The 12,525-nt window shown below is 65.5% G+C and carries 15 protein-coding genes; 8 read left to right on the top strand and 7 right to left on the bottom strand.

Features of this window, described 5'->3' with window-relative positions:
- The first annotated feature begins 301 nt into the window (after positions 1-301).
- The 4 genes from ACXJ1Z_RS03840 (at position 302) to nadA (ending at position 3,954) form a co-directional block, all read left to right on the top strand.
- Positions 302-1,093 (top strand): exodeoxyribonuclease III, encoded by a 792-nt coding sequence (locus tag ACXJ1Z_RS03840; protein ID WP_463779665.1) that lies wholly within the window; start codon positions 302-304, stop codon positions 1,091-1,093.
- A 41-nt stretch (positions 1,094-1,134) separates the two neighbouring features.
- The gene (gene ribA / locus ACXJ1Z_RS03835) at positions 1,135-2,169 is read left to right on the top strand and encodes a GTP cyclohydrolase II (protein ID WP_463779664.1); all 1,035 of its coding nucleotides are present in this window, start codon (positions 1,135-1,137) and stop codon (positions 2,167-2,169) included.
- Between the two features lie 44 nt (positions 2,170-2,213).
- The gene (locus ACXJ1Z_RS03830; RefSeq protein WP_463779662.1) at positions 2,214-2,903 is read left to right on the top strand and encodes a DUF4230 domain-containing protein; all 690 of its coding nucleotides are present in this window, start codon (positions 2,214-2,216) and stop codon (positions 2,901-2,903) included.
- Positions 2,904-2,967: 64 nt separating this feature from the next.
- Positions 2,968-3,954, top strand: a complete 987-nt coding sequence (gene nadA, locus ACXJ1Z_RS03825; protein ID WP_463779661.1) for a quinolinate synthase NadA — start codon at positions 2,968-2,970, stop codon at positions 3,952-3,954.
- An 11-nt stretch (positions 3,955-3,965) separates the two neighbouring features.
- On the opposite strand, the gene ACXJ1Z_RS03820 is transcribed toward nadA, so the two are convergent.
- The 4 genes from ACXJ1Z_RS03820 to ACXJ1Z_RS03805 all read right to left on the bottom strand — a co-directional run bounded on the left by ACXJ1Z_RS03820 (position 3,966) and on the right by ACXJ1Z_RS03805 (position 7,243).
- Positions 3,966-4,871: a DMT family transporter gene (locus ACXJ1Z_RS03820; protein WP_463779660.1), complete on the bottom strand. Its 906-nt coding sequence runs from the start codon at positions 4,869-4,871 to the stop codon at positions 3,966-3,968.
- A 70-nt stretch (positions 4,872-4,941) separates the two neighbouring features.
- Entirely contained in the window at positions 4,942-5,925 is a 984-nt protein-coding gene (locus ACXJ1Z_RS03815) for a TerC family protein (protein ID WP_463779658.1), read from the bottom strand.
- An 11-nt stretch (positions 5,926-5,936) separates the two neighbouring features.
- Positions 5,937-6,116 (bottom strand): hypothetical protein, encoded by a 180-nt coding sequence (locus tag ACXJ1Z_RS03810; protein ID WP_463779656.1) that lies wholly within the window; start codon positions 6,114-6,116, stop codon positions 5,937-5,939.
- A gap of 281 nt (positions 6,117-6,397) precedes the next feature.
- Entirely contained in the window at positions 6,398-7,243 is an 846-nt protein-coding gene (locus ACXJ1Z_RS03805; RefSeq protein ID WP_463779654.1) for an oxygenase MpaB family protein, read from the bottom strand.
- Positions 7,244-7,328: 85 nt separating this feature from the next.
- On the opposite strand from ACXJ1Z_RS03805, the gene ACXJ1Z_RS03800 reads away from it, so the two are divergent.
- Entirely contained in the window at positions 7,329-7,679 is a 351-nt protein-coding gene (locus ACXJ1Z_RS03800) for a hypothetical protein (protein WP_463779653.1), read from the top strand.
- 64 nt (positions 7,680-7,743) lie between these two features.
- Positions 7,744-8,043, top strand: a complete 300-nt coding sequence (locus tag ACXJ1Z_RS03795) for a hypothetical protein (RefSeq protein WP_463779651.1) — start codon at positions 7,744-7,746, stop codon at positions 8,041-8,043.
- On the opposite strand, the gene ACXJ1Z_RS03790 is transcribed toward ACXJ1Z_RS03795, so the two are convergent.
- From ACXJ1Z_RS03790 to ACXJ1Z_RS03780, 3 genes are all read right to left on the bottom strand, one after another.
- Positions 8,040-8,912 (bottom strand): MBL fold metallo-hydrolase, encoded by an 873-nt coding sequence (locus tag ACXJ1Z_RS03790; protein ID WP_463779649.1) that lies wholly within the window; start codon positions 8,910-8,912, stop codon positions 8,040-8,042. The genes ACXJ1Z_RS03795 and ACXJ1Z_RS03790 overlap by 4 nt on opposite strands.
- Before the next feature lie 41 nt (positions 8,913-8,953).
- Positions 8,954-9,424, bottom strand: a complete 471-nt coding sequence (locus ACXJ1Z_RS03785; RefSeq protein ID WP_463779647.1) for a DUF1465 family protein — start codon at positions 9,422-9,424, stop codon at positions 8,954-8,956.
- Between the two features lie 153 nt (positions 9,425-9,577).
- Positions 9,578-9,775: a YdcH family protein gene (locus ACXJ1Z_RS03780; RefSeq protein ID WP_463779645.1), complete on the bottom strand. Its 198-nt coding sequence runs from the start codon at positions 9,773-9,775 to the stop codon at positions 9,578-9,580.
- 191 nt (positions 9,776-9,966) lie between these two features.
- Here ACXJ1Z_RS03780 and ACXJ1Z_RS03775 point away from each other — a divergent pair, with 191 nt between their 5' ends.
- Together ACXJ1Z_RS03775 and ptsP are read left to right on the top strand one after the other, a co-directional pair.
- Entirely contained in the window at positions 9,967-10,122 is a 156-nt protein-coding gene (locus tag ACXJ1Z_RS03775) for a YdcH family protein (protein ID WP_463779643.1), read from the top strand.
- Between the two features lie 120 nt (positions 10,123-10,242).
- Positions 10,243-12,519, top strand: coding sequence for a phosphoenolpyruvate--protein phosphotransferase (gene ptsP, locus ACXJ1Z_RS03770; RefSeq protein WP_463779641.1), 2,277 nt, complete (start codon positions 10,243-10,245; stop codon positions 12,517-12,519).
- Positions 12,520-12,525 lie beyond the last annotated feature (6 nt).

Genomic DNA, 12,525 nt, shown 5'->3' with positions numbered 1-12,525 from the left:
CGCCGATGATGCGACATTTTAAGACACTTATGGCGGCTTCGTTCACTTGGCAGCAAGGCTCGAAGCCCTACATAGGCGTTGTCAGCAAGGCTTGAGGCAGGTTTCCCCCCTGTTGCCGTGCCTCACTAAAGCCGGCTGGCAAAGCGTGACGAACGCTCAGTGGAACCCTCGAGCCTCTGCCCCCGGCTCGAGGGTTTTCATTTGTCCGCGCCGGTTGCGTCCGCTCTCGATGGACCCTGCGCGGCGGTTTCGCAGCAGCCCCACTCTGGCATTTCGCGCTGCCAAACCCTAAAGGCTCCGCATGGTCAGCATCGCCACTTGGAATATCAACTCGGTCCGCTTGCGCATGGGCCAGGTGGAGCGCTTCCTGATCGAGCAGGCACCCGATGTGTTGTGCCTGCAAGAGATCAAGGTGGCCGAACATCTGTTCCCGCACGAACCGCTCGAGCGGTTGGGCTATACCCACCGCGCGGTCCACGGGCAGAAGGGCTACCACGGCGTCGCCACGATCAGCCGCATTCCTTTTCGCGTCTTCAGCAGGCATGACTGGCAGGATAACGGCGAGGCGCGTCACATCGGCGTCGAACTGCTCGGGGCAGGGCAGGGGCTGATCGTCGAGAACGTCTATATCCCGGCGGGCGGCGACGTGCCCGATCGCGCGGTCAACGCCAAGTTCGGCCAGAAGCTCGACTTTCTGGAGCGTATGACGCGCTGGGCCGAGGCGATCGAGCGTCCCTCGTTGATCGTCGGCGACTTCAATGTCGCGCCGCTCGAAAGCGATGTCTATGATCACAAGGCCTTGTTGAAGGTCGTCAGCCACACGCCGATCGAGGTCGCGACGCTGGGCACCTTCCGCGATGCGCATGGCTGGGTCGATCTGGGTCGACAGTTCATCCCGGCGCCCGAGCGTAACTATTCCTGGTGGTCCTATCGCAGCTATTGGCGGCAAAAGGACCAGGGTCGGCGGCTCGACCATATGTGGGCCTCGCCCCAACTGGCCCCGCAGGCCCGCAGCCATCGCTTCGTCGAGGAAACGCGGCGTTGGGAGCAGCCCAGCGACCATGTTCCGCTGATCACCGAGTTCGATCTCTGAGCGAAATCGCGCCCGGCTCGCAGCCATCGCCTTCGCGCCGGGTGGCGCTGGCGATCGATGCGTTGCGCCACGGCTGGCCGATCCGCCTGGGCGAGACGTTCGCGCTGCTACCGGCAGAGACCGGTTTCGCCCCGCAGGCCACTGCGTCGCGCATGCTGATATCGGCAGCGCGCGCGGTGACGCTGAAGCTCGCCAACCAGCGCGAAGCCGCGATCCCCGAGGCCCCGGTGCTGATCCGCGCGGCGGAACCGTTCGACCTGGAAGCAGCGCGCGCCATCGCCGATCCCGCGCTCGACCTGGTATATCCGATGAAGGGCCCGTTCGCCGCCGAGCATATTCCGGATATGGACGCGGCGCGCGCGGCGATGGAACTGGCGCGGCTCGCGGGTATTCTGCCGGCGTTCCTCGTCGATCCCTCGCCTGCCGCCGAGACCCAGGCTGTCGAGGCTGCCGATCTCGCCAGCTGGAAGGATACCGCCCGCCTCGCCATCGCCTCGCGTGCGCACTTGCCGATCGAGGCTACCCCGGACGCCGAGATCGTCGCCTTCCGGTCCCGCGACGACATGCGCGAGCATGTGGCGCTGGTGATCGGCACGCAGGATGGGGACCGTGCGCCGCTGGTGCGATTGCACTCGGAATGCCTGACCGGCGATATCCTCGGTTCGCTCAAATGCGATTGCGGTCCGCAGCTGCAGGCCGCCTTGAAGGCGATGGCCGATGAGGCGCAGCGTGGCGGCTGGGGCGTGCTGCTGTACATGCGGCAGGAGGGACGCGGCATCGGGCTGGTAAACAAGCTGCGGGCCTATCGCCTGCAGGATCAGGGCTTCGACACCGTCGATGCGAACAACCGCCTGGGCTTGCCGACCGAGGCGCGCGACTTTCCGGTGGCGGCGCGGATGCTGGAACTGCTGGGCGTCCATGCCATCCGCCTGATGACCAACAACCCGGCCAAGGTCGAGGCGCTGGAGCAAGTCGGCGTCACCGTGGCGCAGCGGGTGCCACACCGCCTGCCGCCAAACCCGCACAACGCGCGCTACCTCGATACCAAGCGCGATCGCACCGGCCATCTGCTCTAGCTTTCGTCAGGAACAGCAACCGCCTGCAAGGCGTTGCGCAAGCCATGACGACCATCGATCCCGATCGCACCACCACCGCGCCTCACGCCCCGGCCACCGAGCGGCGCCGCGCGCTTGCCCGCGTGCAGGGTCTGCCCTGGTTGCTGTTCATCATCATGCTTGCAGTGGCGGCATGGCTGGCTTTCCGCGCGTTCGCCCCAAGGCCCGCGGGGGACGCGATCGGCACGACGATCGTCGCGTTCGAAAAGCAGAACCGCCTGACCGTGTTCAGCGCGCAACTCGCTCCGGTCGTTTCGGCCGAAGACAGCCGACTGCTTGGCCTCGTGAAATCGCGGCAGGTGGCGGTGATCCCGGCGCGCGTCGACTATGCGCTCGATCTGTCGAAGATGGATCGCAATCGCCTTGCATGGAACGAGGGCACGCGCACGCTCGATGTGTTGCTGCCCCCGCTCAGCGTCGGTACGCCCAACCTCGACGAAGGCCGCGCGCAGTATTTGCGCGAAGGCGTCTGGATAACGCGCGATGCGCAGGATTCGCTCAGTCGCCAGAACACGCAGCTGGCGGAACAGCAGGCGCGGCAGCAGGCGGGCAATCCGGTGCTGATGAACCTGGCCCGATCGGCCGCCAAGGATGCGATCCGCCAGAACCTGGCCATCCCGCTGGAGATCGCGGGCTTTGGCAACGTGACGGTCAACGCCCGCTTCGATGGTGAGCCCGTGGCAGCCGCCAAGTAACGAAACCGCTTGGGTTGAGGGTGCCGCAGCCCTACATGCGCGACCAAAGATCCACGAGGATACCATGACCGCACAAAGCCTCAACCTGTCCGGACTAGACCTGCGCGCCGAGATCGAGCGGCTGCGCAAGGACCGCAATGCCGTGATCCTGGCGCATTACTATCAAAAGCCAGAGTTGCAGGATCTGGCGGACTTCGTCGGTGACTCGCTGGAATTGAGCCGCAAGGCGGCCGAGACCGACGCCGATGTGATCGCGTTCTGCGGCGTGAAATTCATGGCCGATACCGCCAAGATCCTCAGCCCGAACAAGATCGTTGTCCTGCCCGACATGGACGCGGGGTGCAGCCTCGAGGATTCGTGTCCGCCAGAGAAGTTCAAGGCCTTCCGCGAGGCGCATCCCGATCACATCGCGCTGACCTACATCAACTGCTCGACCGAGGTGAAGGCGCTCTCGGACGTCATCGTTACCAGCTCCAGCGCCGAGACGATCCTGCAGCAGATCCCGCGCGATCAGCCGATCATCTTCGGGCCCGACCGGCACCTTGGCGGTTATCTCAACCGCAAGTTCGATCGCGAGATGCTGCTATGGCCGGGCGTGTGCATCGTCCACGAGGCGTTCAGCGAGACCGAGTTGCTCAAGCTCAAGGCGCAGCACCCCGGCGCGCCGATCGCGGCGCATCCCGAGTGCCCGCCGCATATCGTCGATCACGCGGACTATGTCGGTTCGACCAGCGGCATCCTGCAATATGCCAAGACGATGCCGGTCGACACCCTGATCGTCGCGACCGAGCCGCACATCATCCACCAGATGCAGCTGGCCCTGCCGGAGAAGACCTTCATCGGCGCGCCCGGTGCGGACGGCAACTGCAACTGCAACATCTGCCCCTACATGGCGCTCAACACCATGGAGAAGCTGTACCTGTCGCTGCTCAACCTCGAACCGCGGATCGAGATCGACGAACCGCTGCGGCTCGCAGCCAAGAAAAGCCTCGACCGCATGCTCGAGATGGCCAGCGGCACGATCGGGCAGGGCGATCTCGGCAAGCGCTGACGGATCAGGCGTCAGGCGGGCTTGTCGCCCGCCTTCGCCATCGCAAGGGCACCCGCAAGCAGGACCATGCCCGCGATGTCGCCCAGGCTCAGCACTTCACCGAATGCCAGCCATCCGGTGAGGGCCGAGACGGCGGGCTGGGTCAGCAGAGCCAGCCCGATGACCAGCGGCGTGAAGTTCTTCAGCGAGTAGATCAGCAGACCCTGCCCGACGACCTGGCTGCTCATCGCCAGCACCAGCAGCGGTGTCCAGTCATGCGGCAGGACCGGCTCGTTCAGCAGCAGCGAGACGACCAGCAGGATCGGCGCGCCGGTCAGCGTGGACCAGAACAACACCGAGAACTGCCCCAGCCGCGCGCGCGCCGGTGCCAGCATCAGGATGTAGAAGGCGTAGAAGAAGCCGGCGAGCAGGCAGAACAGATCGCCCACGAAGCTGGCATGGCTGATCTCCAGCGAGCCGCCCATCAACAATGCCGCGCCCGTGAGTGCCGCGACGATCGCGCCAAGTTCCAGCGCGCGTGGGGCGCGGCGGGCGGCGATGAGCCCCCAGGCCATCAGGATCACGCTGCCCGCGTTGCCGAACAGCGAGGCATTGCCGAGCTTGGTCGTGGCGATGCCGACGTGCCAGCTGGCAAGATCGAGCGCGAAGAATGCGCCTGCGCCCGCCACGAGTGCCAGCGTCCCCCCGGCGACGCGGCGGCGCTCCGGCGGATCGCGACGCGACAGGACGAATATGACCGGCAGGGCGAGCGTAAGCCGCCAGAACCCAGCCGCGACCGGTCCGGTATCGGCCAGCCGCACCAGCAACGGTCCCAGCGCGAGCGCGAGATTGGCGCCGAGCAGAGCTGCAAGATGGCCCGCGTTCCAGCGCCGCGGTGTTGGCGGGCTGGTCTCGGGTGATGGAACACTGGCTTGCATCGCGGCGCCTTAGCCCTGCCGCTGGCGCCATGCAAAGCGGCAGCGGAAGGAGGGGCCGACCCGCGCGATGTCAGCCGGGGGTGGGCGCGTCCTGCCCACGAGTCTTCCACAAGGACCAGCCGACGCCGCCCGCGATCAGGGCGAGTGTCACGCCGAGGCTCAGCAGCGGCGGGAACTTGGCGCCACCCAGCACGAAGTCCGCCACAAGGATCTTCGCGCCGATGAACACCAGCACCAAAGCGAGCGCATACTTGAGGTAGTGGAAGCGGTGCACCATCGCGGCCAGCGCGAAGTACAACGCACGCAGGCCCAGGATCGCCATGATGTTCGAGGTATAGACGATGAAGGTGTCGGTCGTGATCGAGAAGATCGCCGGCACCGAATCCGCCGCGAACACCAGGTCGGCCAGGTTGATCACCACCAGCGCCAGGAACAGCGGCGTGGCGGCCCAGGCGATCTTGCCGGCGGCATTCGGCGCCTTGACGAAGAAGTGGTGGCCGTGATGCTCCTTGGTGACGTTGAGGTGCCTGGAAATCCAGCGCACAGCGGGGTTCTTGCCGATGTCTGGATCGGAGTTGCCGGCGAACAGCATTTTCAGGCCGGTAAAGACCAGGAACGCGGCGAAGATCCACATCACCCAGTGCGCGCTGGCCACCAACGCGGCGCCGCCCGCGATCATCGCGCCGCGCAGCACGATCACCGCCAGGATACCCCACAGCAGCGCGCGATACTGATACTTCGCTTCGATCGCGAAGAAGCCGAAGATCATCGAAATGACGAAGACATTGTCGATCGAGAGCGCCTTCTCGATGAAGTAGCCGGTGTAGTACTCGACGCCCGAGGTGGCGCCCTTGGCGAACCACACCCAGCCGCCGAAGGCCATCGCGATCGCGATGTAGAAGATCGACAGCTTGAGCGATTCCGCGATGCCCATCTCCTTGTCATCCTTGTGCAGGACGCCAAGGTCGAACGCGGTGAGGATCAGGACGATCGCCGCGAAGGCGAGCCAGAACCAGGCGGGAGTACCCAGCCAGTCGGCGGTCAGCAGTTCCATCGCATCACTCCTCAGATGGGCTGCATGCTGGAGCGCCGCGCGAGGCGCGACAAGCGATTACGCACGGTCAGCTTGCGCGTCTGAAGACGGGCGATCTCCTTCCGATTGGCGAAGGCCAATGTCTGTTCGAGCCGTAGCTTGGCGTCGAGAGCCTGCAAATGTTCCAGCAAAAGGTAAAATCGGGAGTTCATGGGCCATATCCTCATCGAACGATGTTGGTTCGATCGGTGAGCCGACGCTGCTTCCGTTACCAGGGAGCTGAGGGAAGGGGGTCCCGGACGCGGCATCGGCATCACCGATGCGGTCCGACATCACGATGCGCCCGCAAGCGTTCACATCGTCAGAGGGGCCCGGCCCGCAGGATCTAGATGGGGTTACCGTGGACCAGTGGCAAGCGAACCTGCCGCCAAGACATCATTTGTCATGTTGGTGCCACGCTTCGAGATATGGCCATGGGTCGTCGCAATCCGGTTCAGCGAAAAGCCCAGCGCAATGTCTGCGCAACGCCATAAGTGCCGGCGCGAACCAGCGGGCGCTCCATCGGGGAGATGGCAAACCCGTGCATCGTACGCGCCCAGCCCGGCAACAGGTCGATGGCGGCCTGCATCGCCAGCTTGCGTGGCGCCTCGCCGAGCGGTGGGCCGCCGTTGCCCGCCAGGATCAGCCTGGCGACCTCGCGCGTGCGTTCGTCGACTTTTAGCTGCGGCCGCATCGTCGCGATGATCTCGCGGGCCTGCGCGCGCGAGCGGGGCAGGGGGGCGGCGCCCAGCGCTTCGCCGATCTGCGCCATCTGAGCGAAATACGCATCCTGTTCGGCAAGCGACATCATCGGCTCGCCATAGCGGACCCAGGCATCAAGGAAGCTGCTGGTCTCCGTTACGTGCACCCAGGCCAGCAACGCCGGATCGTTCGCGCGGTATGGCGTGCCATCAGGCAGGGTGCCATCCACGCGATCATGGACTCGCCGGACGGTGGCGATCGCCGCTTGCGCCGCCTGTCGCTCGCCATAGGTCGTTCGGGCGATGAAGCGGGCGGTGCGGCGCAGACGACCGTGCATGTCGGCACGGAAGTTCGAATGGTCCCACACGCCCGCCAGCACGGCCGGGTGGAGCATCTGCAGCAGCAGGCTGGTGACCCCGCCCACCATCATCGAACCGACATCGCCGTGAACCCGCCACACCACCGAATCGGGAGCGAACAGCGCATCCTGGCTTCGTGGCACCGGCGCCTCGCCGCGCGACGTATCGTTGAACAGCGCGATCACCCGGTTGCGGATGGATGCCTTGACGCGGCGCGAGATCGGATCGGCGAGGGACATGACGAAGCAACGTGCGTCATGCGCTTTGGATGCGATAGCAAGCCGTCGGCTTGCCCGATCGGGCAACGGATCCTAAATTGCGCGGATGCCGGCACATCGCGCTCTTTTGGTCTTTCGCCTGTGGGCAGCGGTGATCCTGGCCGTCATCGGCATCCAGGCGCTGGCGCCGGTGCCTTCACCCCTGCAGCGCGGATCAGGCTCCGCGTTCAGTGCGGCCACGGCGGACGTGGCGCTGGCTTCGGTGCGCCGTGGTGACAGTGCGAAGGTGCAGGCGATACCCACGCCGACGCTGCCGGAACCGCTACAGCAATTGCACGTCGTGCCTGCCGCTTTCGTTTTCGCGGCGGCCGACTACCTGCGTCCGCGCGTTCGCGGCCCCCCACCACGCGATCGCGCCGAGCGCCTGCCCGATCTGCGCGGGCCACCGCTCGCCTGAAGTTGCCATCGCCGGCGCCTGCCAAGGGTGCCGCACGACAGACAATCTTTCAGGATCAACGACCATGACGACAATCGAAGCCGGCGCGTCGAGCGCCGACGAACGCGTGCGTATCGCCGCGTTGCTTGCCCGCTATCCCGATCTTCCCGCCAAGGATCTGGACCGCATCCATCATTGGTTTCGCAAAGATGCGACGGCACTGGATCTGGGATTGCTGGCCAGCGACCCGAGCGTGCATGAAAGCTATCGGGCCTATCGTGCCGACCACTACGATCGCATCAAGCCGGCCGATCTGGCGCGGGCGGCGATCTTCATCGCCGGTTTCGCGCTGCTCATCCTCATCGTCGCCTGGATTATTCCCTAGCTGCCAAGCGACCAGCCCTCGCCCGCTTCGGCAACCAGGCCGCGACGGGCGAGGTCGATCAGATGCGCGTGGACCGAGCGTCCGGCGGCCGGCCACAGCCGTTCGTCCAAGCCCTTGTACATGCGTGAGACCATCTCGCCGATTTGCGTGTGGCCTTCCTCGATCTGCCGCAGGATCTGTTTTTCCCGGCTGCGCCGATGCCCCATCGTCACGCGCACCAGCTGATGCGGGTTGTCGATCGCGGGGCCATGCGCGGGGAAGTAGATCCGGTCGCGGCGATCCTGCAGCTTTTGCAGGCTTCGCATGTAGTCGGTCATGTCGCCATCGGGCGGCGAGATCACCGTGGTCGACCAGCCCATCACATGATCCCCGGTGAACAGCGCCCCGCTTTCGGGCAGGGCGAAGCATAGGTGGTTCGAGGTATGCCCCGGCGTCTCGACGGCGATCAGCGTCCAGCCATCACCAGAGATGCTCTCGCCATCGGCCAGCACCCGATCGGGCCGGTAGGACGGATCGAAGGCCGCATCGGAGCGCGGGCCTTCGTCATTCAGCGTCAGCGGCGCGCAACCGACGATCGGGGCGCCGGTCAGCGCGGCGAGCGGGGCGGCCGCCGGGGAATGATCGCGATGGGTATGGGTGCAGCAGATCGCGACCACCCGGGCATCGCCGATCGCCGCGATCAGCGCCTCGAGATGTTCGGCCTCGTCCGGCCCGGGATCGATCACCGCGACGTGTGAGCCGGCGCCGACGATGTAGCTCTGCGTGCCGGTAAAGGTGAATGGCGAGGGATTGCGCGCCAGTACCCGCCGCACCAGCGGATCGACCGCTTCGGCAAAGGCATAGGGGCAATCCTGGGTCACGGCTTCCATGCAGGCGATATGGGCATCGCCTGCCGCGCTGTCGAGGCGGCCTATCCGGCGAGCCGAGCGCCGAGGCGATCGCGCAAGCGCTCCAGCGCACCGGCGGAGTCTTCACCGACTTGCCGCCAAGTGCGATCGAGCCGCAACAATCGATCGTAGAAGCGCAGCGTCGCGCCAACCAAGGTCTGCACTTCGGGCATCAGCAGCCGGAAATGATCGGGGTCGGACCTGCGCATCTCGGGCGAGAGGCGACCTTGGCGGCGTAGCTGGAATTCCGAAAGTTCACCCATGAAGTAGGCGCGGTGGTTCAGCAGCCATGCCACCGCATGCATCATCCGGGTGGTGGTGCGCAGGCCCTCGCTCGACATCGCGATGCGGGTGCAGCCGTCATCTGCGCTATCGCCGGCTTCCTCGATCCGGCCGGACAGGGTGAAGGCGTGTCGTACCTCGTCCGACAGCACCAGCGCCTCGCAGTACAGCCCTTCGATGATCCTGGAATTGATTGTAAACGCTTGCCCCATGCACGGCCTGATATGGCCGAACCGCATGTTCGGGCAACCGGCTTGCGCGCCTCTTTCGGTTCGGGATTGTCCGAAAAGGGTACGCGCCGCGCCTGTCCACATAATTCGCGACTCTGGCGGCCGCGTCGCGGCTTGACGAGGGCGCCGGCGCGATCAGGCGAGGATGTCGGGGATCAGATAGTCGTGGATGATGGCGATCTGGTCCTTCAGCCGCAGCTTGCGCTTTTTCAGCCGCGCGATCTGCAACTGGTCGGTCGAGCCGGCGGCATTGAGCGCGTCGATCGCCGCATCGAGATCCCGATGCTCGATCCGCAGTATTTCCAGACGCTTGCGCATTTCCTCTTCGGTCACGCGGCAATCCTTAACGTCGTTTCACCAGAATCGGCCGGATCCGGCTCGACGCTTCCGGATGGCGGCTCACCGATATGGGCCATCAGGGCCCTTCGCAAGCCCGCCCTATTATGGTTCCATGACAATTGTGCCGCATACGCATGATGCCGAGTCGGCAGACACGGTGTGGCCCCTTGGAAGGAGGACCATTCATGGAAACTTCGCACGTCAGCGCCTTGCAACAAAAGCATGCGGGTATTGAACAGCAGATCCACGAAGAACTGACGCGCCCGATGCCGGACGTCGTCGCCATCCAGGCGCTGAAGAAGCGCAAGCTCAAGATCAAGGAAGAAATTTCGCGCCACTGACGGCGCGGACGCGACCTTCGCCGGCGGCGCGGTCACGGGATCGCGCGCGCCGGCGATGACCGGGTATTTCGGCGGCGCCTGCGTTTGCATGGCCCTCACTTTACGCTATCCGTGAGGACCATGAGCATCGGAGCCGTCGAAGCCGCCAGGACCATCCTCACCCGCCTGCACGAGGTCATGGCATCGAAAAGCCATGCGCAGGCCAAGCTGAACCTCGTCGTCGAGGTGATCGGCGAATGCCTCGATAGCGAGGTCTGTTCGATCTACCTCCTGCGCGAGGGCATGCTCGAACTTTTCGCCACGCGCGGGCTGGCGCAGGAAGCCGTCCACGTTACCCGCATGGCGGTGGGCGAGGGGCTTGTCGGCACCATCGCCGAGGATACCGAGACGCTCAACCTCGCCGAGGCCACGGCGCACCCCGACTTCATGTACCGCCCCGAAACGGGCGAGGACAAGTTCCACTCCTTCGCCGGCGTGCCGATCGTCCGGCGCGAACGCTCGGTCGGTGTGCTGTGCGTCCAGCATGTCGAGCCGCGCCGCTACGAAGAGATCGAGATCGAGGCGCTGCAGACCGTCGCGATGGTGCTGGCCGAACTCATCAACAATGCCGACCTGATCGACGAGGTCGATGTCGGCGCGCACGGGTCGGGCCAGACCGGCACCGAGCAGCTGCGCGGGCTCACGCTCGTCAAGGGCCTGGCCAGCGGCGTCGCCGTCTATCATCAGCCGCGCATCACCATCGAGCATGTCGTCGCCGAAGATACCGAAGCCGAACGCCAGCGCGTCATCATGGCGTTCGACAAGATGCGCGAACAGATCGACCGCATGGCCAATCAGGCCGAATTCGGCGTCGGCGGCGAACATGAGGAGGTCCTGGCGACCTACAAGATGTTCGCCTACGACGAGGGCTGGACCCGTCGGATCAACGAAGCGATCGACAGCGGCCTCACCGCCGAAGCCGCGATCGAGCGGGTGCAGCAGCGCACTCGCATGCGGATGCGGCAGATTGACGATCCGCTGCTGGCGGATCGCATGCACGACCTGGAGGATCTGGCCAACCGGCTGCTGCGGATGGTTTCCGGCCAGCTCGGCACCGCGGCGAAGCTCGGCCTGCGCAACGATGCGATCCTGATCGCGCGCAATCTCGGACCCGCCGAACTGCTGGAGTACGACAAGCGGCGGCTGAAGGGCGTGATCCTGGAAGAGGGATCGCTGACCAGCCATGTCGTGATCGTCGCGCGGGCGATGGGCATTCCGGTACTCGGTCGTGTCCGGGGGCTGCGCGGCAAGGTGCGCGATGGCGACCCGATCCTGCTCGACAGCGATCAGGCGACGGTGATCGTGCGCGCTTCGCAAGGCATGATCGAGGCGTTCGAAGGCCGTTTCGCCAAGAGCAAGCTGCGCCAGGCTGCCTATGCCGCGCTGCGCGATGTCGTGCCGATCAGCGCCGACGGCAAGCGCATCACGGTGATGATCAACGCCGGCCTGCGTGACGATGTATCGAACCTCTCGCTTACCGGTGCCGATGGCGTTGGCCTGTTCCGCACCGAGTTCCAGTTCCTCGTCTCGGCCACGTTGCCCGCGCGCGAGCGGCAGACGCGGCTCTATCGCGACGTGCTGGAAGCGGCGGGGAGCAAGCCGGTGATGTTCCGCACCGTCGACATCGGCGGCGACAAGACGCTGCCCTACCTGCGCCACGACGATGGCGACGGAGAGGAGAACCCGGCGATGGGCTGGCGTGCCTTGCGCGTCGCGCTCGAGCGCGATGGCTTGCTCAAGGTGCAGGCCCGCGCCCTGTTGGAGGCGGCGGCGGGACGCACGCTCAACGTCATGTTCCCGATGGTCAGCGAGCCATGGGAATTCGATGCCGCCAAGGCCGTTTTCGACACTCAGCTCGAATTCCTGCGCAGCCGCAGGAAGCGCGTGCCCGAAGCCATCCGCTATGGCGTGATGCTGGAAGTGCCGGCGCTGGCCGAACAGCTCGATCTGCTGGCGCCCAAGATCCAGTTCGTCTCGATCGGCACCAACGATCTGACGCAGTTCCTGTTCGCCGCCGATCGCTCCAATCCCAAGCTGGCGGAGCGCTACGACTGGCTCAGCCCGGCAATCCTGCGTTTTCTGCGCAGGATCGTGCGGACCCTCGATGGCCACGCGGTCGATATCACCGTGTGCGGGGAGATGGGGGGGCGGCAGCTGGAAGCGCTGGCGCTGATCGGGCTGGGGATCGAACGGCTGTCGATCACGCCCGCAGCGGTCGGCCCGTTGAAGGCGATGATCGCCAAGTGCGATGTCTCTGCCATCCGTGCCGCCATGGAAGGTTGGCTCGATGCGCCGCCCCCCAACTTGCGCGAGGTCCTGACCGATTGGGCGGTCGAGCGCGGCATCGTTTTGGATTGAGCGAGC

It is taken from the genome of Novosphingobium sp. TK46, from assembly GCF_055361525.1.
Note: the sequence above shows the minus strand (reverse complement) of the source record. Positions and strands in the feature narration are given on the sequence as shown.